The organism is Mycetocola manganoxydans, from assembly GCF_003667545.1.
Taxonomy (GTDB): Bacteria; Actinomycetota; Actinomycetes; order Actinomycetales; family Microbacteriaceae; genus Mycetocola_A; species Mycetocola_A manganoxydans.
In genome coordinates, this window is record NZ_RCUV01000008.1 from 42,540 (window position 1) to 61,731 (window position 19,192).

Here is a 19,192-nt window from a genome sequence, read left to right on the forward strand (position 1 = left end):
TTGAGGGGAAGGTGGAGACGATGAGCATTCAGTCGCAGTCTCCGACACTGGAGATGGTCGCCGCGCGTGCCGGGGTTTCCCGGGCGACGGTATCGCGCGTCGTCAACGCCTCCCCCAAGGTCACCGCTGAGGTGGCGGCGATCGTCCATTCGGCGATCGCCGAACTGAACTACGTGCCGAACCGCGCCGCGCGCTCGCTCGCGAGCCGAAAGACCCAGGTCATCGCGCTCGTCGTGCCGGAGTCGACGGCGAAGGTCTTCGCCGACCCGTTCTTCGCATCGGTGGTGCAGGGCGTCGCGCTCCACCTCGCGGAGACCGACTACACGCTCAACCTCCTCATCGCGTCGGAGACCAAGTCCGACAAGACGAGGCGCTACCTCCTCGGCGGCAACGTCGACGGGGCACTCGTGGTGTCGCACCACTCCGGCGACCACTCCTACACCGATCTGGGGCAGAAGCTCCCGATCGTGTTCGGTGGGCGGCCGATCAGCCGGGACTCGACCCTCGGCCATTACGTCGACGTCGACAACGTATCTGGCGCCCGCGTCGCCACCGAGCACCTGATCGGGCGCGGATGCCGCTCCATCGCCACGATCGCTGGCCCGCAGGACATGCCCCCCGGTCTCGACCGTCTTCGTGGCTGGCGGGATGCCATGGCATCCGCCGGTCTCGACGATTCTCTCGTCGAATACGGTGACTATTCACCCGACGACGGTGCTGCTGCGATGCGTCGGATCCTCGCACGCGGCGTGCCCATCGACGGGCTGTTCGCGTTCAGCGACCAGCTCGCCGCGGGCGCCTACGCGGTGATCCGCGAGGCCGGGCTGTCCATACCGGGCGACATCGCCGTTGTCGGCTACGACGACGACCGCTACGCGGCGACGGTCAGCCCGACGCTCACCACGGTGAACCAGGCTCCCGTCGAAATGGGCGCGAAGATGGCAGAAATCATCGTGCGGCTCATCGACGGCGAAGAGGTCGACCGGGCAACGATCATGCCCACGCGACTCGTCCTGCGCGAATCAGCCTGACGGCATCCGTCCGCGGATCGTGGTTGAGCATTCCCAGCCGCGCACAGGACAATAGGAATACCCCGCGTTCCCCTCCGCTTGATACAGGTGGACGCCAGGGACAACGGATGCTTTTCGCCCGGCGACGTCCGTTCCTTCCAGACAGATCGCGAGTTGTGCAATGCCCCACCCCACCGACACGACGACAGCGCTGGACACCACGCCGCTGACCGACGCCGAGGTGCTCCTTCTGCGCCGGGACTTCCCTGCACTGAAGCAGCAGGTGAACGGGCACGAGCTCATCTATCTGGACTCGGGTGCCACGTCGCAGAAACCGGCGAGCGTGCTCGACGCCGAGCGTTCGTTCTACGAGCACGACAACTCAGCCGTGCACCGCGGTGCCCACACCCTCGCCGCGAACGCCACCGAGTTGTTCGAGAACGCCCGCGCCACGGTCGCGCGCTTCGTCGGGGCTCGCGAGAACGAGATCGTGTGGACGTCGAACGCTACCGAGGGCCTCAACCTCATCGCGTACGGGATGTCGAACGCGAGCATCGGTCGCGGTGGGGCGGATGCCGCTCGCTTCGTTCTCCGCGAGGGCGACGAGATCGTCACCACCGAGGGCGAACACCATGCCAACCTCGTGCCGTGGCAGGAACTCGCCGCACGAACCGGTGCCACGCTGCGGCACATCCCCGTCGACGATGACGGCGCTCTCCGCATGGACGAAGCCGTGCGCATGATCGGATCGCGCACGAAACTCGTGGCCTTCACCCATGTCTCGAATGTGACCGGTGTGATCAACCCGGTCGAGGAGCTCGTGCGCCTCGCGCACGACGGCGGCGCCCTCGTCGTCCTCGACGCGTGCCAGTCCGCGCCGCACCGTGTTCTCGATCTGGCCGCGCTCGACGTTGACTTCGCCGTGTTCTCCGGTCACAAGATGCTCGCTCCGACGGGCATCGGCGTGCTGTACGGTCGCTCCGAGCTGCTCGACGCCCTACCGCCGTTCCTCACGGGCGGTTCGATGATCACGACCGTGACACTCGACTCATCCGGATACCTGCCGGCTCCGCAACGCTTCGAAGCAGGCACGCAGAAGGTGTCGCAGGCGATCGCCCTCGCCGCCGCGATCGACTACCTCACGGCTGTCGGAGTCGACCGGATCGAAGCCTGGGAGTCGCACCTCGGTGCGCGGCTCGTCGAGGGATTCAGCGCCCTGCCCGGTGTTCGAGTGCTCGGACCGGGAGTCGGCGTTCACCGCGCGGGGCTCGCGAGCGTCGACGTCGATGGTGTCCACGCCCACGATGTCGGCCAGTTCCTGGACGACAGGGGCATCGCCGTGCGCGTCGGCCACCACTGTGCACAACCGCTTCACCGCCGCTTCGGCGTGACCGCGTCGACGCGAGCGAGCGCCTACCTCTACAACACCACCGCAGACGTCGACGCCGTGATTGACGGCATGGGCGCCGTGCGCTCGTTCTTCGGAGTCGCATCATGAGCGGTGACCTCGCCGGCCTGTACCAGCAGGTGATTCTCGACCACTCCCGCGAGAAGCACGGCTTCGGGCTCCAACCGGATGCCGACGCCTCGAGCCACCAGGTGAACCCGACCTGTGGAGACGAACTCACCCTTCAGCTTCACGTGAGCGACGGAGTCATTTCGTCTGTCACGTGGGAAGGAGCCGGATGCTCCATCTCCATGGCATCCGCATCACTCCTCACCGATCTCGCACCCGGCCTCTCACTCGGAGACGCCCGGCAGCGGATCGCACTGTTCCGTGAGCTCATGCACTCCCGCGGCGCCGGCATCGACGACGACGACGAGTTGCTCGGCGACGCGATCGTGCTCGAGGGCGTCTCGAAGTACGTCGCCCGGGTCAAGTGCGCAATGCTCGCGTGGGTCGCGCTCGAGGCAGACCTCGCGCAGCTCGACGCGTAGGAACCTGGCCGCACGCGTAATCATGCGAGGTGCTGCCGGCGCGGAACGAGCGCTCGTTGCTCGCTCAACAGGCGCATGTGGTCAGCGTGCGCGCTCAACAGGCGCAAATGGCCACTTTTCGGCCACCGCACCTGTTGAACGTACGCGCTAGCCGACCTGCGGCACGACCTCCGCCGCCAGGAACTCGAGGTGCTCGAGGTCGCTGAGGTCGAGGATCTGCAGGTACACGGTTTCGACGCCGTCCTCCTGCAGGGCGCCGAGCCGGTCGACGATCTCCGACGGCGTACCCGCGAGACCGTTCTCGCGCAGTTCGCCAGGCTCCCGGCCGATCGCTCCCGCCCGGCGCACGTACTCCGCCTCGTCGGCACCGGCCGCGGCGACGAATGCCGCCGAGTAGACGAGCTCGTTCGGGTCGCGCTCGATCGCCTCACATGCGTCTCGGACGCCGGCGAATTTGCCGCGGATCTGATCGAACGGCACGAACGGCAGGTTGAACTCGGTGGCGAACCGCGCGGCGAGAGCCGGGGTACGCTTCGGACCCCCGCCTCCGACGATGATCGGCAGCCGCGACTGCACGGGCTTCGGCAGTGCGGGCGAATCGGTCAGGGAGTAGTGCTTGCCTGTGAATGAATAGGTGTCGCCGACCAGGGTCCCGAACAGGCCGGTGACGATCTCGAGTTGCTCCTCGAGCATCCCGAATCGTTTCGGCGGGAACGGTATGCCGTAAGCGGCATGTTCCTCTTCGAACCAGCCGGTGCCGAGCCCGAGCTCGACGCGCCCGTTCGACATCGCGTCGACTTGCGCCACCTGGATCGCGAGAATTCCCGGCGGCCGGTAGGTCACGCTCGACACTAAGGTGCCCAGACGGATGCTCGTGGTCTCGCGAGCGAGTCCGGCGAGCGACGTCCATGCATCGGTCGGCCCAGGCAGCCCCGAGAAGTGATCCCCCATGAGCATGTAGTGGTCGCTGCGGAAGAACGCGTCGAAGCCGAGTCGCTCGGACGCCTGGGCGACGGCGAGGAGGTCATCGTAGCTCGCGCCCTGCTGGGGCTCGGTGAAGATCCGGAATTTCATGGGGTGGTTCCTTCCACGGGAGGAGCTGAACGCCACTCGACGGGGAGGCCGTCGAGGCGCTTCTGCATCACGGACAGTGCTTCTGGGTTCTGGTCGATGAGGGTGAATCGCCGGCCGAGCGCGGCGGCGACAGCACCTGTGGTGCCGCTTCCGGCGAAGAAGTCGAGCACGAGGTCACCCTCGCGGCTCGACGCCTGGATGATCCGCCGCAGGACACCGATCGGCTTCTGAGTAGGGTATCCGGTCTTCTCCTTGCCGGTCGGCGACACGATCGTGTGCCACCAGACGTCGGTCGGCAGCTTGCCCCGCTCCGCTTTCTCAGCGGTGACCAGGCCGGGCGCCATGTACGGTTCGCGATCGACGGCATCCGAATCGAAGTAGTACCGCTTGGGGTTCTTGACGTAGACGAGGATCGTGTCGTGCTTCGTCGGCCAGCGGCTCCTCGACTTCGCGCCGTAGTCATACGCCCAGATGAGCTCGTTGAGGAACGAATCGCGGCCGAAGATGGCGTCGAGGAGAACCTTGGCATAGTGCGCTTCACGGTAGTCGAGGTGAAGGTAGAGCGTGCCGTCGTCGGCGAGGAGCCTCCATGCCTCGACGAGCCGCGGTTCGAGAAACGCCCAGTAGTCGTCGAACGCGTCGTCATAGCGTTTCAGCGCGCCGCGGATCCGCTCATAGCTCTGGCCTTTGAAACCGACGGTGCCCGCGGTGCCCGGCTCCGAGCGAACGCTGCTCGTCTCGTGACGCTTCTGCTGCCGACCGGTGTTGAACGGAGGGTCGATGTAGATGAGGGTGACCGATTCATCCGGGAGGGTCGGCAGGATCTCCAGATTGTCACCGAAGTACACGACGTGGCCGTTGGGGACACCGGGGTCGTCGCTCACGGCACCCGGTTCAGCCAGGCCGGCGAGGCGAACTTGGACTCCGCGAGGGCTTCGGCCGCCGCATATTCCTCGGGTGTTATGTTGCCGGCGTGAGCACCGGTGAGGCTCACGAAGGTGTCCTTCATCCGCTCGATGATCTCGGCACGGGTGAGTCCGGTCTGGCTCCGGAGGGGGTCGACCCGCTTGGCGGCAGACTTGGTGCCCTTGTCACTGAGCTTCTCACGACCGATCCGGAGGACCCGCGCCATGAGCTCCCCATCCATGTCATAGCTCATGGTGACGTGGTGCAGAACGGCGCCGCTGCCGAGCCGCTTCTGGGCGGCACCGCCGATCTTTCCTGCCGGGCTCGTGATGTCGTTGAGCGGCTGGTAGCTCGCGTCGATTCCGAGCGACTGCAGCGCGGTGAGTACCCAGTCGTCGAGGTAGGCGTAACTGTCGGCGAAGGTCATTCCCTGCACGAGTTCGGCTGGCACGTAGAGCGAGTAGGTGATCACCTGCCCCTTCTTCATGAGCATCGCACCACCACCCGAGATCCGGCGGACGACCTCGAACCCGTTCGCCGCCGTCTGCTCGACGTCGACCTCGTTCTTCACCGACTGGAAGCTCCCGAGCACGACCGCCGATTCGTCCCACTCCCAGATCCGGAGCGTGGGTCCGCGTCTGCCGGCGCCGACTTCGGCGGTGAGCACCTCGTCCAGCGCCAGGTGAACCCGGGGAGGAACGGCATCGGTGTGGATCAGCTCCCAGTCGAAATCTCTCCAGTCCGCAGCGCCGGCGAGGGACCGGCGGATCGCGGTGCCGACGGATTCCGGGCTGAAGCCGAGCAGCGTCGCGCTTTCGGGAAGCCCGCGGCGGATAGCGGATGCCAGCGACGCGGCATCCGTTTCGGCCGGAAGTCCTTCGACGGCCCGGTTGATGTCGTCGAGAGCGGAATCCGGCTCGAGAAAGAAGTCGCCCGCGAGGCGGAAGTTCGCTATCTTTCCGTCGATGACGTCGAGGTCTACGACGACGAGCTTTCCGCCGGGAACTTTATACTCACCATGCATGAGTTCAGCCTAGCTGCGGGCGTGGGCGCGGATTCGAGCGGAGCAGGCGCACAATGGGAGCATGACAACTCTCTTCCTGGCCCGGCACGGCGAAACCTTCTGGCACGCGGAGCACCGGTATGCGGGGAAGGCAGATGTCGGGCTCACCGATGAGGGCCTCCGTCAGGCGGAGGCGCTTGCGCTGTGGTCGGCGGACGCCCGGCTCGACGCTGTCTATTCGTCGACCCTCGAGAGAGCCGTCATGACGGCCGAACCGAGCGCACGGGCGATCGGCGAGATCGTTGAAACCGACCCGGATCTCTCCGAGGTCGGGTTCGGCGTCGGAGAGGGTCGCACTCTCGATGAGTTGCGGCCCGAACATTCCGCCGCTGTCGATGCGTTCATCGCCCGGCCCGCCGAAGAGGTATTGCCAGGCGGCGAGCGCGGGCTCGACGGCATCACACGGTATCTGCGGGCGTTCGACCGGATCGAAGCGGCGTTCCCGAACGGCCGGGTCCTCGTGTCGTGCCATGGCACTGCGCTCCGGCTCGTGCTCTGCCACCTGCTCGGCACAGACCCGAACCGCTACCGGGAGCTCATGCCCGCCGTGCAGAACTGCTCGGTGACGGCGCTCGAGTACACAGCCGGCTCCGCGCGGCTGTACGCGTTCAACGTTCCGGCAGACGGAGCCGCGCACCGCTACTGAGCCGGCGGCATCCGCTCAGCCGCCCGGCGTCACGTGCGCGTCGAGCCACTCGACGAGGTCGGCGATGACCTCGTCGCGGTTCGTCTCGTTGTAGATCTCGTGCCTCGCCTCCGGGTAGATGTGCAGGGTCACGTCGCTCAATCTCGCCCGTCTCACATACGCGTCGCGCAGCAGTGTCAGGCCGCGGGTGCCGCCGAGCGGGTCGTGCGCGCCGCCCTGAATGAGCATCGGGATGTCGCGTGGCATCGACCGCGGCGGACGCCCGAGATACGTCAACGCCTGCACCGTCGTCCACGCCGGAGTCACCGCGACGTCGAAGTTGTACTCGTCGGCAGCGAACGCCTCCCAGACAGCTTCGTCACGGCTGAGCCACTCGAGCCCGGTGGCCGTCGGAGATGCCCATTTCTTGTTGTAATTGCCGCTTGCGACCACCCCCAGGACGGAGAGTGACGACCCGCTCAGCACAACGGCGTCGTAGATGCTCGTGCGGTTGATGACCTTCTGCGCCATGAACGAACCCCAGCTGTGGGCGAGCAACACGAGCGGAAAGTCGCGGTACTCCTCGCGCAGGTGTTCGCCGACGAGCTGCACCGACGCGACCGCCGTCTTCGTGGGCCTCTCGCCGAGCTTGCCGATACCGAGATGGTTGACGCCGGTCTGCCCGTGACCCCGGTGATCGTCGGCGACAACGGTGTATCCGGCGGCGTTGAGGTCTGCGGCGAGCGCCGCATAACGCCTGGCGTGCTCTCCGACGCCATGACTCAGGTGAATGACCGCTTTCGGCTGTCGCACCGGCCAGACGTAGTAGTAGATCGTGACGCCCTGGGCATCGGTGAGGGTCCGGGTTTCGGGGGAGGCGGCATCCGCCCCGGTCTGATCGTCTTCGGTCATTTCCCCAGAGTAGTGGCAGCACCACCGTCAGCCGGAGGACACCGTTAGTTAGCCTCGCTAATCAGACCTTTACCTTTGCTAACTAATTTGCTAAACTGGCTTCTCGTGGCTAAAACAATTGCGGAGCAGGCGGCAGACCTGCGCATGGGAACCTTCCGGCTGGCACGCCGACTTCGCAACGAACGCGCAAACGACGATCTCAGCGATGGCCAGTTCTCCGTACTCGGCGGCCTGTTCACCCACGGGCCCCACACCCTGACCGGCCTGGCCGATCGAGACCACGTCTCTGCCCCGTCGATGAACCGAACGGTGAACTGCCTCGAGGAATCGGGGTACCTCACCCGCGTCACCGACGCCACAGACAAGCGCCGGGTCACCATCGAACTGACGGATGCCGGTACGGCAATCGTGAAAGAAACCGTCAAGAAGCGAGACGCCTGGCTCCACCACCAGTTGCGCGCCCTTGACCCCACCGACAGAGAAACCCTGGCGAAAGCCGCAGACCTGATGAGGAGACTCGCCACCCAGTGAGTGCAATGTTCCGTTCCCTCTCGAGCTACAACTACCGGTTGTGGTTCATCGGCGCGCTCGTGTCGAACATCGGCGCGTGGATGCAGTCCACCACCCAGAGCTGGGTGGTGCTCACCGTCCTGACCGACAACGATGCCGTCGCCGTCGGCATCACGATGGCCCTGCAGTTCGGGCCGCAGCTTCTGCTCGTTCCGATCACCGGTCTCATCGCCGATCGGTTCGACCGCCGCAAGATCCTCATGATCACCCAATCGGTGCTCATGCTGCTCGGGGTCGCCCTCGGTCTCCTGCTGCTCCTCGGCCACGCAGAACTCTGGCACCTCTACGTCTTCGCCCTCCTGCTCGGCATCGTCAACGCCGTCGACGGCCCTGCTCGCCAGACCTTCGTCTCTGACCTCGTCGACGAGCACAATATGTCGAACGCCGTCGCGCTGAACTCCGCATCCTTCAACGCCGCGCGCATGATCGGCCCGGCCATCGCCGGCCTGCTGATCGTCGCGATCGGCTCCGGCTGGGTCTTCATCGTCAACGGCTTCACCTTCCTCGCCGTGCTCTTCGCGCTCTACAAGCTGCGCACGAGCTCGCTGCGATCGCACCCGCGGGCACCCCGCAAGCGCGGGCAGCTCGCGGAGGGATTCCGGTACGTGCGGTCACGCCCCGACCTCGGTGTGATTTTCATCATCGTGTTCATCATGGGCGCGTTCGGCATGAACTTCCCGATCTTCGCGTCGACGATGGCGGTCGAGCTCGGTGGAGGCGCCGGAGACTACGGTCTGCTCTCATCCATCCTCGCGATCGGGTCGCTCACCGGTGCCCTGCTCGCAGCCCGGCGGGACCGGGCCCGCATGCGCGTGATCATCGCTGCCGTCGGTTTGTTCGCGATTGCGGCGTTCACGGCATCCGTCATGCCGACCTTCTGGACCTTCGCAGCCGCCCTCATCTTCATCGGATTCGCCACGGTCACCATGCTCACGACGGCCAACGCTTTCGTTCAGACGACGACGGATGCCGCGGTGCGCGGTCGCGTGATGGCGCTGTACATGGCGGTGCTGATGGGTGGCACGCCGTTCGGCGCGCCGATCGTCGGAGGAATCGCTAACGCGTGGGGCCCGCGGTGGGCGCTTGCTGCGGCCGGTGTCGCAGCCGCGATCGCGTGTGTGTTCGCCCTGACCTGGGCCGTTGTCGCGAGGAGTCTGCGCCTGGAGCGCCACCCGCTCTCCCGCTGGCGCCTCGTCGTCACGCACGCGGGCAAGCCCCTGCCGGTGTCATCGATCGTTCCCGAGGACTTCTCGGACCAGATCGCCATGACGTCGCCGATCTCGCTGCCGGCGCTCACCGGACAGGTCCAGCGCCAGCGCCCGCAGGCGGATGCTCGTCGTCTCGTCGACGCGGACGGCTCCAGCTCGCGCAGGTAGCTTCCAGCGACTCTCCGACTTCGGGGGACGGGGCGAGCCGTGCCGCTACGGGCGCGGAGCAGTGGACTCGCGAACGACGAGTTCCGGCTGGAAGACGATGTGCTCACGCTCGAAGTCGGACGGTGAATCCGCTTCACGCAGCAGCAGATCGACAGCGGTCGACCCAATGAGGGCGCTCGGCTGCCGGATGGACGACAAGGGTACGACGGTTGCGGTGGCGAAGTCGATGTCGTCGTAGCCGATGATCGCGATGTCGTCGGGAACGGACAGTGTCCCGAGCATGTTGAGCGCCTGCAGGAGGATGGCCGGACGCACCCGCCACCGCACAGGCAGCGGCCGACGAGTGGCGCGCCACCAGCAAGAACCCATGGCAGTACCGACCGGTTGCACCGGGCCGCGAGGAAACCACCCCGGACCCGCAACTGTGGAAGCAGTACACCGATGAACTGGCGCAGCTCCGCAAGCAGCTGAGGGACGTTCCAGTCACCGACCGGGCGACGTGGGCTCACGTTGCTCGGGAGACTTCTGGGGTGTTCGCGGCATGGTCACAGCGGGTTGAGGCGACGCCTGGACCGCTCGCTGAGACTTCCCGCGAACTGGCCCGAAGCGCGCACCTCAGGGCTCACCAGTCGAAGCCGAAACCAGCGCAGCTCGGCTCCGCAGCGAACGCCGCAATGATTCTCATGCAGGCCGCCAGTGGCGGACGCGGAACCATGGCGGAAGCCATCATGCTCCGCCAGCTCGGCCGAGTCAGCGTCGCGATCCTCGACGCTCACACTGCAGCCGGCGACGCGCGACGAGCCGAACAGATGACGGAAATGATGCGCAGCAAGTTCGCTCAGGTGCAACAGAGTCTGCCGGAGATCTCGGCGACAACGACCCGGACCGATGGCCGGGTGATGGCTTCGGAGAACGAGGTCATGCGCCGCGCGACGGACGGACTTGCAGCGCCCGGCACCGGCTCGCCGCTGCCAAACAAGCTGCAACCAAGTAAGCACAAAACGCCAGTCACGCCACGCGAGCGTGACGGTCACGGAAGGGACTAGGGGGATCAAACATGGCCGACGAAACAGACGGAGTAGGCGAAACGTTCGATGACTCGTTGCGCATCGCTCTCACAGTGGCATTGCAGTTCGGAGAGCGAATTTCCCGACTGCGCGAGCAGATGAGCCACACGCGAGAGGCTGCCGCACAGCAGGAGTACCGCGAGCTCGAGAATCGGTTTGAGGCAGAACGCGGCGCAGCTCGCGCCAGCCTCGAACCGTTGCGGCACGCCGAGTGGTGGGACGGCGCGAAGATCGACGATATTGCCCTGGTTCACGAGACAGCGACCGTGTGGCGAGACCACGACGACGTCGCACGTGAGGCCGGCGATACGGTCCGGCGGGAAGTGCAGGACCGTTACGGCGTCGATGTCGACGCACCGGGCGGAGACCCCGCCCAGGTGGCCGCGGCATTGCGTGAAGCCGAGCAGGCAAGGGCCGACGCCCGCGCCGAGCGAGAGCGTTCAGCGGAGGAACTCACTGCCAGCCAGATCCTCTTCGCTAACGCTGAGAGGCGAGAGCGCGAGGCTCAGGAAAAGTCAGAGAGGGACTGGAACTCCGGCGACGTCGATGGCGCCGACATCACAGGTTTCAACGAGTTCGCCGATCGCGAGGCCGACTGGAAGCAAGCCGGCGAAGGAGTCAACGAGCGTAGCGCCAGTGCTCAGGAGTACGACAGCTTTGAACGACGCCAAGAGTTCGCCGCCAGTCTCGAGGACAAGGGCATTGCTAAAGACGTAATCGCTGCCCGACTGCTTGCAGACGGCGAGAACGCTAAACACCCACGCGAGGCAGTGCGTGTACAACCTGGCAAAGCCGCTAAGCCCCGCGGCAAATCATCGTCGGCCGTGCAGGAGCGGGTTCGCGGCGGTCTCAGCCGCTGATGGGTTCGCGAGGACGGAGGGGCCGTAAGGCGCGGGCTCGTCGAGAGCTTCGAGCGGCCACGATGTTCGGGCGTTACGTGCCTTGGATGCCTTCCGAGCTACCGACCGACGCGCACCCATACTGGCCAGCCAGATCGGAATGGCCGACCGTTGCAGAAGTAGAGAACTTCGTGTCGATGACGCGGAAAAAGCCCGACGTGCGCCTTGCTGTGCTGACCGGGTTGAGGCGATACGGCGAACCAGGAACTGCACAGATGCTTGTGGCGATCGGATCCGTGATCGTCTCCATCATTGCTGTTGTTCTCGGCGTCGCAGCTCTGAACCCGCTCCTCCACCTCGGAGTGGCGGGTGCTGGTTTGCTGTACGTGGTCTTGGTGGGTTACGGGATCGGCCTCGCGCTTGAGGTGGACGAACGGCGAAAGGCCGCCTCCGTGTGGCTCAAAGCCCTCGAAAGCAGAATCCGATAACCACCTACCATGTGACGAAACCAATTGGTCAACGAGTCGTTGGCCATTCCATCTCTCGCTGAGCTGAAGAAGCTCGTGTAATATCGGGTGCAATTTCAATTGCAATTTACCCCACTAAATCGGTGTATTATTCGGCTAACGCGCTACCATTGGTGTCATGAGCCTCACCAGTCAAGCTACTTCGCGCCCCGGGCTTCGTGCCTATGACGAATCCGTACGCTTCGGAACAGACGACATTGTGTCTGGTCTTCGGGAAATTATCGGAGCGAAGCTTGTTGCGTACATCGGTCATGTTTCGCACACCCGGGCGGTCCGCGAATGGGCCGACGGAGAACGAGTTCCCGGGGCGGATGTTGTACAGCGGCTCCGGGTCGCTTACCACGTCGCGGGTCTCCTTCATGAACGAGAAGGTAAGGCCACCATCCAGTCCTGGTTCCAGGGAATGAACCCGCAGCTCGACGACAATGCGCCTGCAAAGCTTCTCAGAGATGAGCCTCTCGATGTGGCTGGCCCCCAAGTTATTGCGGCCGCGCGGACCTTCATGGCCGTCGGCTAGTGTCTCGCGACTATGCGAGCCTTCCGGTAACGAAGAATCCTGGCCGCATTTGGCGAATAGGGTATCGGCCAAACCCCTGGGCATGGACCGACTGGAAGTACGCCAACACCGATGGCCGATTTGACGGACGATGGGACGACCCAACAGGTCAGTATCGGACTCTGTACGTGGGCGCCACTGCAGTTGCCTGCTTCTTTGAAGTGCTTGCCAAGTTCAGACCAAACACAGAGGTGGACGCGGAAATGGAAGCGATCGAGTCGGATGAGGTGGACGACATTGCCTTTCCAGCCTTGCCTGCAGGAGCGGTTTCGCTCGATTGGGTCGAGAACCGTTTGATCGGATCCGCAGACCTCCTCGGTTCGTACGTTGCAGTCACTGCCGCAGAGACGATCGCGTCTCTACGAGGCATGTGGTTAAAGACAGCTCAAGAGCAAGGCTTCGTCGATTTCGATGCTGCCGCGTTGAAAGAATCGGCTCCCCGACAGCTCACACAACTTGTGTCGAGAGCACTGTATGAGGCGAGCATCACCGGAGCTCCAGCGTTCAATGGGCTTGAATTCCGATCGAGACACGGCGACGACCTTTTGCTCTGGGCATTGTTCGAGCATCCCGACGACGGAACGGTATCTCCGCAACTTACGAATATTAACGACGAGATACTTCGCCCCGAGCACCCGGACTTACTCACCGTCATGAGCCTTTACGGGCTTTTTTGGATGGATGCCTGAAAGTGTCTCTGATTTCACAACGATGACGCCCACCACTGCGTCTCGTTCAATTAGGCCGAAGATGGCTCCGGTGAGCTGGGCCTACCTGGGACCGCGAAGGCGGCCGGCGGCTATGCGCGGGGGAGTGGCCGCAGGGTTCCTAGTCCGACCACTCCTGTTGCACCGCATAGGCAAGCGAGGCTCTCGCCATGGCTCCGTTTGCGTCGTGATCCCTGCCCGAGCGTCATGGAAAATGAAGTCGTCGTCGGCGGTGCGCACTCCCGTTAAGCGAGAACCATATGGCTGAGGGCGCCGCTGACGGCCACTCCGTTGAGCGTGACGAGGCAGGGGTATGTTCACCGGTTCCGTAGTCGGCGTCTTTACGCTGCTGGTCGGGAAGTGCGTCAATCGCGAGCTTGGTGTGGTCAATCAGACTTGGGCACCGCATGCATCCGGAGTCGTAGCGTCAGCGGACGCAAGACCGTAGAAATCGCGGCCCACAGTTGCTCAAGTTTGGCCTGTAAGTGAAATCGCCCGGTTTAGGTTGCGTTTCGGTTGATAAATACTGGCTGTGAGTGTATTCTGGGCTTCGTGATCACTAGAGAAGCTGCCCTTGAAGCACTCCACGCCGACGACATGTCCCGCGGCCTCGCTTGGGCTTTCCAGTCTGCCTGCGACCAGGCGTTCGAGGACTTTGCGCGCGGAACTGGTTATACCGCCCTGTCTGCTGGCGTTGGTCGATACGATTTGCTCGCCGACAGGCTGGACAGAATTTTTTCGTGTGGGGACTTCGAGGTCGCAGAGGGGATGGAGTCTGTCGGACTCGACGTGTTGTACGAAGGGCTGACCGACCAGGCCCGCCGCACGATGCCCGTCATTAAGGCAGGCACGGTAGTTCGTTCGAACTTGCACGGTAGCAACGGATGGGCGCTACGAGGATTCCGCTTCATCACGCACTCCTACCGGCTGGGAGACGTCGCGAGTATCGACTGGACGCACGCGAGCAAGACGCTGCAGGCCGTCTCGCGTCAGACTCCCGCGACTTTCATCCCCATGACTTTGCTCGATGAGATCCTCGACGAGGAGCAACGTGCGGACCTCGCTGCGCAGGACGCTTTACCGACGGTAGGGATGCCCACTTTGGTTCTCGTCCACGCGCTCGACCGCGACACCTCAGAGCGCGAGCTCGCGATCGGACACTCGCGCTACAACGAGGACTCGACTGTACCTTGGCATTGGCACGAAGATTTGCTGGGTGGCCCTGCGCCCGAGCGGAGCTCGCGAACCGTTCCTTATGCGCCCGCCCCATCTCAGGATGCTCCCGACGTGTCGTTGCGGCTGCGCCGAAGTGGAGCTGCGGAGCAAGCGAATTGAGCACTTCCCAAGCCCCGAGCCTCTTCGCGGGCGAGCGACTTGTCCTCGCCCGTCAGCTTGCCGGACTGCGAAAGAGTGAGCTGGCTGCACGCATCGGCAAGAGCGCGACCGCCGTCTCCGCTTGGGAGGCGGGCACAAAAAGACCGACAGCAGCGAACGTAACCGAACTGGCCGTCGGCCTCGGAGTCACACCCGCGTTCTTCGCCCCTAGAGGCGTTGCCTCCTCCGTCCCAGGCTCGGTTCCCCACTTCCGTTCTCTGCGTTCGACAAGCCAAAAAGCCCGCGATCAGGCGTTCGCGTACGGGCTTCTCGCCGTCGACATTGCGGATGCCGTAGAGAAGCACGTCGAATTCCCGGAGATAAGCGTCCCATCGATCGAGGTGACCCTTGACGATGGCGACGACGGTCCCGAGGAGGCCGCCCGCGAACTCAGGCGAGCCTGGGGGATTAGGCCGGGTCCAGTGAAGCACTTGGTCCGGACGCTTGAACAACACGGGATACTGCTAATCTTCAGCCCCACGCAGACCTCCGCGGTTGACGCATACTCGTTCGATTCGAGCAGTAGACCTGTAGTCGTACTCAACCCCGTGAAAAATGACTACTACCGGCAGAGGTTCGACGTCGCCCACGAACTCGGACACCTTGTAATGCATCGGGACGCCGAACCTGGTGGCCGGTTGGTCGAGGACCAAGCGCACCGGTTCGCGTCCGAACTGCTTCTGCCAGCAGCGGATCTTCGGCCCCTGCTTCCCACAGCGATGAACGCACGCTCCTGGGACACGTTCGGCGCACTCAAAGAGCAGTGGGGCGTAAGCATCCAAGCGTTGCTATTCCGTGCTCGTCGGCTCGGCGCCATCAGCGACGTGACTTACCGCAACGCGGTCATTACGCTCACTCAACGTGGCTGGCGCCGCAGTGAACCCGGCCTCGTAACGGCGGTGGAGCAGCCTTCAATGCTTCCCCGCTCGCTTGAGATTCTCGAGGAAGCTGGAATATCCCGGGACACGCTTATTGACCAGGCGCGTGCGCCCCGGATGCTGTTCGACATCGCCACGGCGCGGGTGCCGATTGTCGAAGCTTCGGACGCGACCGTTGGAGAGAACCCCTCGAACGTTGTTTCGCTGCTCGGCCGCCGGCGGCAATCCGGCGCGCCTTAAGTGAGGAGCGTAGTTTTGCGGTTATCGAGTTCGAAGCTGGTCTCATCCGAGCGCCAACTCGCGCCAGTGGGCTCGATAGGCGAATGGCCGTCTGTTGACAGAATAACCATTATCGGCACTAAAAATACCTGATCATATCGAATTTCCTAGCGCGCCTCGATAACGCCCATCATGCCTTCGTCCTCATGGTCGAGGATATGGCAGTGGTAGACGGAGCGGCCGGTGTAGTCGTCGAAAGCGATCCGCACCCGGGCTTGGCCGCGGGCCGGCACGTTCACAACGTCCCGCCAGATCGCGGCGCCGGATGCGCCACCATCGGACTCCACGACCTGCATCGGCCAGACATGCAGGTGCACCGGATGATCCATGGGACTCGTGTTCCTGAGAGTCCATTCCTCGACGCTGCCCGCTTCGACGGTGATGTCGACTCGCTCGCCGTCGAATCTTTGGCCGTTGATGGTGAAGCTCATCATCCCGCCGGAGCCCATCATTCCGCCCATGCCCATGGCGAAGGTGAGTTCCCGTCGCGCCGTGACGGTCGAGCCGCGAAGGTCTCGAGGTGCTGGCTGAACCGGGACCTCAGGTGCTGCCGTCACCGGCTCGCCCGCTACGGTCAGCGTCGCCAGCCGGGCTCGGCCGGCCGCCGTACCGGAACGTGGCTGTCCGCTTCCGCCCATCATCCCCCCGGCACGGCCCCTGTCGTAGGGCTGCGCCTCGAGCACCGCCAATCCTTCGACCATCGTGACCAAAAGGTCCGCACGGTTACCGGGTGTGAGCACGATGTCCTCCACGGCTTCGGGAGTCGCGAACCGGCCCGAGTCGATACCAAGGAGCTGCATTTGCTGCCCGTCGAGCCGCAGCCGCAGGTACCGGGAGACGCAAGCGTTGACAATTCGCCACCGTTCGCGCTCGCCCGGTCTGGCGCTCAGCAAGGGGTTCACTTGGCCGTTGACGAGCACGAGTTCGCCCTCCCGGCCCATCATTTGCTCCATCGGAGCGACGGACGGGATGCGTCCCTGCCCGTCGAGAGTGATGTCGGAAATCACTAGCACCCGTTCCCTAACCGCCTCGATGGGCTCGGGATCCTCGACGATGATCGCCCCATAGAGGCCGCCGAATATTTGATCGGCGACAAGGCCGTGGTGGTGTGGGTGGTACCAGAACGCCCCGGGCGGATGGTCCGCCGGCAGCTGAAACTCGTAGTCGAAAGTTTCGCCCGGCACCACGGTCACGAAAGGATTGTCGCCGTTGCCCTCGGGCGACACATGAAGGCCGTGCACGTGCAGGTTTGTTGGGTCTTCAAGACCGTTGTGAAGTGTGACGCCAAGCCTGTCTCCCGCCTTCAGCCGGAGCGTTGGTCCTGGAATCCCCCCGTTAAAGCTCAAGGCGTTGGCGGTGCGCCCGCCGATCTCAATCGTGCCTGGGGCCGCGTCCAGGCGGAGCTGCAGCCGGCCGTTCGCGCTGCGCAGTTCTGACGGTTCCCGCAGTTCTTCTCCTGCCGTCGGCCGTGCGGGTCTTGCTGATGACGAACTCCACCACAAGCCGACGCCACCAACCGCGGTGCCAGCGAGGCCCAACCCGCCCAGCGTCAACGCGCTGCGGCGACTGATCGGTTTCACTATGGGTTCTCGCTGAGCACTTGAATCTGTTTCCGATATTGCTCGGTCGTCAGCTCGCCTTTGGCGTATCGTTCGTCGAGGATCTGACGAGCGCGATTCGGGCCGGGTGTCGGCCCCGTTGCGCCATAACCCGCGCTACGACTGCTCGCCCCTCCGAACACGCGCACGGCAAGCACCACAAGCAGCACGATTCCGGCCAGCATCAGCAGCCCGAACAGCCACGACCAGCCCATATCCCAACCGTATCCCCCCATCATGGTGGGCTCCTCACTTTGCCGGCACGTTGGCGTTGATACTCAAAATACCCCTGGAGGGTATCCGTGTATAGGGGTATGCTGGCCCGGATCGGGCCAAGCCAATCCGTTTGCTACAGGGATCCACATGGATGTTCGCCTCTTGTCTCTGCTCTGCTCTGCTATAACTAGCGAATAACTACGTTAGAAGACCTAAATGCCAGCTCCCTCGTCGCGACGAAAGACGATTCTGGTCATCACGGTCGCGGTCCTGGCTGTTGGTGTCGGTGTCGGCGCGACTTCGCTCCTCGCCACGCTCGCCCCGGCTGGTCAACCTTCGAACGTTGCTGAAAAGCCCGGAGCTCCCACAAAGACCCCGCCGACCCGCATTGCTATAGCGGGGGACACGGGAACCGGCACCCCAGATCAATTTGCAACAGTGGAACAGATGCGATTGCAGAGCTGCTGACGGGCGTGGCACACGGTCAAATGCCGTTGTGGTTGGTGAGTGGCTTAGGAAGCGCCATGTTCGTGCTCGGCGCCCTGCTTCGCCTGTGGCCGGTCGTGGGAGACAAGCTGTGGAGCTTGGCTGCTGCGGGACAGTTGGCACTGACCGTCTACGTGTTCCACCTTGTGGTTCTCTCTTTCCTCCGACCCGAGCCGTACTCGTTCGCCACCGGGGCGTTGATCAGCCTGATCATCGTCGTATCCGCAATCGGCGGTGCGACACTCTGGCGTAAGTATTTTCAAGTAGGACCCTTGGAGGCGCTTCTGCGTTTGCCCAGTGGGTGGGCGCGGTCAGAGAGCGTCTGATCGTATTCCCGTGGATCGAGGGAGCCTCAGCAACTGAGCGCCGCGTCCATTGAGCGCTCTTGAGAGTGAGAATCAAAATTCAGAGTTGCGCGGGATACCCTACGGGGGTATCGTTATACCCCCGTAGGGTATGACAAGTGTCACGAAGACGTTCCCACGATGACGGACAGGTGAAGGAGGAGGCGTTATGTCTGGCTACGTAGACAATAAAGAAGATTTGAGTAAGCGGCTCCGCCGGGCCGAGGGCCAAGTCCGCGGCATCCAGAAGATGATCGAGAACGACACCTACTGCATCGACATCCTCACTCAGGTAGCCGCCGTGACCAAGGCACTGGAAAACGTTGCCCTGTCCCTCCTCGACGACCACCTCGCACACTGCGTGGCCGAAGCGAGTGAACAGGGCGGCCCGATCGCCGAAGAAAAGCTCCGAGAGGCATCCGCCGCCATTAGCCGCCTAGTGCGCTCCTAAGCACCCACGCCACACACCAATACCACCACCAAGGAGATCAGATCATGTGCACACCCAACACCACTAACGACCTCGGCCTCACCGACGCCAACAGCAGCTGCAACTGCGGAACACACGATCATGGCACCACAAAGCAAAGCACGGTTGCCTCTCCAACAGCCACGACCGAGAACTACCTCGTCACAGGGATGACCTGCTCGCACTGCGTAGCGAGCGTGACCGAGGAACTCTCAGCACTGCCCGGTGTGGAATCCGTCAACGTACAGCTCAACGCGGGCGCTCCTTCCCGCGTCACCGTCGCAAGCAACACAACGCTTGACATCGACGCCGTCCGCACCGCGATCGACGAGGCAGGATACGAACTGGCTGGCACCGAAAGGTGACCACCACCGACCT

At 63.9% G+C, this 19,192-nt stretch carries 23 protein-coding genes; 16 read left to right on the forward strand and 7 right to left on the reverse strand.

Annotated features, from left to right (window positions below; genetic code table 11):
- Positions 1-20 precede the first annotated feature (20 nt).
- The 3 genes from D9V29_RS08290 to sufU all read left to right on the forward strand — a co-directional run bounded on the left by D9V29_RS08290 (position 21) and on the right by sufU (position 2,948).
- Complete coding sequence (locus D9V29_RS08290) at positions 21-1,031, forward strand: LacI family DNA-binding transcriptional regulator (RefSeq protein ID WP_121672861.1); 1,011 nt, start codon at positions 21-23, stop codon at positions 1,029-1,031.
- A gap of 160 nt (positions 1,032-1,191) precedes the next feature.
- Positions 1,192-2,508 carry a cysteine desulfurase gene (locus tag D9V29_RS08295; RefSeq protein WP_121672862.1) on the forward strand — a complete coding sequence of 439 codons (1,317 nt, stop codon included), beginning with the start codon at positions 1,192-1,194 and terminating at the stop codon, positions 2,506-2,508.
- Complete coding sequence (gene sufU / locus D9V29_RS08300) at positions 2,505-2,948, forward strand: Fe-S cluster assembly sulfur transfer protein SufU (protein WP_121672863.1); 444 nt, start codon at positions 2,505-2,507, stop codon at positions 2,946-2,948. The genes D9V29_RS08295 and sufU overlap by 4 nt, the downstream gene beginning before the upstream one ends.
- Positions 2,949-3,095: 147 nt before the next feature.
- Here sufU and D9V29_RS08305 read toward each other — a convergent pair whose 3' ends face one another.
- Genes D9V29_RS08305 through lplAB form a run of 3 tightly spaced genes read right to left on the reverse strand, consistent with a single transcriptional unit; the run spans position 3,096 to position 5,952 of the window.
- Positions 3,096-4,022: an LLM class F420-dependent oxidoreductase gene (locus tag D9V29_RS08305; RefSeq protein ID WP_121672864.1), complete on the reverse strand. Its 927-nt coding sequence runs from the start codon at positions 4,020-4,022 to the stop codon at positions 3,096-3,098.
- Complete coding sequence (locus D9V29_RS08310) at positions 4,019-4,906, reverse strand: DNA-methyltransferase (RefSeq protein WP_220699936.1); 888 nt, start codon at positions 4,904-4,906, stop codon at positions 4,019-4,021. The genes D9V29_RS08305 and D9V29_RS08310 overlap by 4 nt, the downstream gene beginning before the upstream one ends.
- Complete coding sequence (gene lplAB, locus D9V29_RS08315; protein WP_121672865.1) at positions 4,903-5,952, reverse strand: lipoate-protein ligase LplAB; 1,050 nt, start codon at positions 5,950-5,952, stop codon at positions 4,903-4,905. The genes D9V29_RS08310 and lplAB overlap by 4 nt, the downstream gene beginning before the upstream one ends.
- Before the next feature lie 61 nt (positions 5,953-6,013).
- Here lplAB and D9V29_RS08320 point away from each other — a divergent pair, with 61 nt between their 5' ends.
- Entirely contained in the window at positions 6,014-6,637 is a 624-nt protein-coding gene (locus D9V29_RS08320; protein ID WP_121672866.1) for a histidine phosphatase family protein, read from the forward strand.
- A 15-nt stretch (positions 6,638-6,652) separates the two neighbouring features.
- Here the strand turns inward: D9V29_RS08320 and D9V29_RS08325 are convergent, their stop codons facing one another.
- Positions 6,653-7,528 carry an alpha/beta hydrolase gene (locus D9V29_RS08325; RefSeq protein WP_121672867.1) on the reverse strand — a complete coding sequence of 292 codons (876 nt, stop codon included), beginning with the start codon at positions 7,526-7,528 and terminating at the stop codon, positions 6,653-6,655.
- 105 nt (positions 7,529-7,633) lie between these two features.
- On the opposite strand from D9V29_RS08325, the gene D9V29_RS08330 reads away from it, so the two are divergent.
- Both D9V29_RS08330 and D9V29_RS08335 read left to right on the forward strand, forming a co-directional pair.
- Positions 7,634-8,059: a MarR family winged helix-turn-helix transcriptional regulator gene (locus D9V29_RS08330; protein WP_229790463.1), complete on the forward strand. Its 426-nt coding sequence runs from the start codon at positions 7,634-7,636 to the stop codon at positions 8,057-8,059.
- Positions 8,060-8,064: 5 nt separating this feature from the next.
- A complete protein-coding gene (locus D9V29_RS08335) occupies positions 8,065-9,474 on the forward strand; it encodes an MFS transporter (RefSeq protein WP_121672869.1) in 1,410 nt (469 codons plus the stop codon).
- 45 nt (positions 9,475-9,519) lie between these two features.
- Here D9V29_RS08335 and D9V29_RS08340 read toward each other — a convergent pair whose 3' ends face one another.
- Complete coding sequence (locus D9V29_RS08340) at positions 9,520-9,789, reverse strand: substrate-binding domain-containing protein (RefSeq protein ID WP_310793913.1); 270 nt, start codon at positions 9,787-9,789, stop codon at positions 9,520-9,522.
- A 215-nt stretch (positions 9,790-10,004) separates the two neighbouring features.
- Between D9V29_RS08340 and D9V29_RS08345 the strand changes: the two genes are divergently transcribed.
- The 7 genes from D9V29_RS08345 to D9V29_RS08375 all read left to right on the forward strand — a co-directional run bounded on the left by D9V29_RS08345 (position 10,005) and on the right by D9V29_RS08375 (position 15,662).
- Positions 10,005-10,520: a hypothetical protein gene (locus tag D9V29_RS08345; RefSeq protein WP_121672871.1), complete on the forward strand. Its 516-nt coding sequence runs from the start codon at positions 10,005-10,007 to the stop codon at positions 10,518-10,520.
- Between the two features lie 56 nt (positions 10,521-10,576).
- Positions 10,577-11,401: a hypothetical protein gene (locus tag D9V29_RS08350; protein WP_147436238.1), complete on the forward strand. Its 825-nt coding sequence runs from the start codon at positions 10,577-10,579 to the stop codon at positions 11,399-11,401.
- A gap of 176 nt (positions 11,402-11,577) precedes the next feature.
- Positions 11,578-11,868, forward strand: a complete 291-nt coding sequence (locus D9V29_RS08355) for a hypothetical protein (RefSeq protein ID WP_147436239.1) — start codon at positions 11,578-11,580, stop codon at positions 11,866-11,868.
- A 157-nt stretch (positions 11,869-12,025) separates the two neighbouring features.
- Positions 12,026-12,424, forward strand: a complete 399-nt coding sequence (locus D9V29_RS08360) for a hypothetical protein (RefSeq protein WP_121672874.1) — start codon at positions 12,026-12,028, stop codon at positions 12,422-12,424.
- Positions 12,425-12,591: 167 nt separating this feature from the next.
- Positions 12,592-13,152 carry a hypothetical protein gene (locus D9V29_RS08365; RefSeq protein ID WP_373294808.1) on the forward strand — a complete coding sequence of 187 codons (561 nt, stop codon included), beginning with the start codon at positions 12,592-12,594 and terminating at the stop codon, positions 13,150-13,152.
- A 570-nt stretch (positions 13,153-13,722) separates the two neighbouring features.
- Positions 13,723-14,505 carry a hypothetical protein gene (locus D9V29_RS08370; protein ID WP_147436240.1) on the forward strand — a complete coding sequence of 261 codons (783 nt, stop codon included), beginning with the start codon at positions 13,723-13,725 and terminating at the stop codon, positions 14,503-14,505.
- Positions 14,502-15,662 carry a helix-turn-helix domain-containing protein gene (locus D9V29_RS08375; protein WP_121672877.1) on the forward strand — a complete coding sequence of 387 codons (1,161 nt, stop codon included), beginning with the start codon at positions 14,502-14,504 and terminating at the stop codon, positions 15,660-15,662. The genes D9V29_RS08370 and D9V29_RS08375 overlap by 4 nt, the downstream gene beginning before the upstream one ends.
- A 146-nt stretch (positions 15,663-15,808) precedes the next feature.
- Here D9V29_RS08375 and D9V29_RS08380 read toward each other — a convergent pair whose 3' ends face one another.
- Positions 15,809-17,281, reverse strand: a complete 1,473-nt coding sequence (locus D9V29_RS08380; protein WP_121672878.1) for a multicopper oxidase family protein — start codon at positions 17,279-17,281, stop codon at positions 15,809-15,811.
- Positions 17,281-17,538: an SHOCT domain-containing protein gene (locus D9V29_RS08385; protein WP_121672879.1), complete on the reverse strand. Its 258-nt coding sequence runs from the start codon at positions 17,536-17,538 to the stop codon at positions 17,281-17,283. Before D9V29_RS08385 ends, D9V29_RS08380 begins: the two co-directional genes overlap by 1 nt.
- A gap of 465 nt (positions 17,539-18,003) precedes the next feature.
- Between D9V29_RS08385 and D9V29_RS08390 the strand changes: the two genes are divergently transcribed.
- The 3 genes from D9V29_RS08390 (at position 18,004) to D9V29_RS08400 (ending at position 19,179) form a co-directional block, all read left to right on the forward strand.
- Positions 18,004-18,327: a DUF418 domain-containing protein gene (locus tag D9V29_RS08390; protein ID WP_147436241.1), complete on the forward strand. Its 324-nt coding sequence runs from the start codon at positions 18,004-18,006 to the stop codon at positions 18,325-18,327.
- A 187-nt stretch (positions 18,328-18,514) separates the two neighbouring features.
- Positions 18,515-18,796: a metal-sensitive transcriptional regulator gene (locus D9V29_RS08395; protein ID WP_121672881.1), complete on the forward strand. Its 282-nt coding sequence runs from the start codon at positions 18,515-18,517 to the stop codon at positions 18,794-18,796.
- Between the two features lie 44 nt (positions 18,797-18,840).
- On the forward strand, positions 18,841-19,179 hold the full coding sequence (locus tag D9V29_RS08400) for a heavy-metal-associated domain-containing protein (protein ID WP_183084959.1): 339 nt from the start codon (positions 18,841-18,843) through the stop codon (positions 19,177-19,179).
- Positions 19,180-19,192 lie beyond the last annotated feature (13 nt).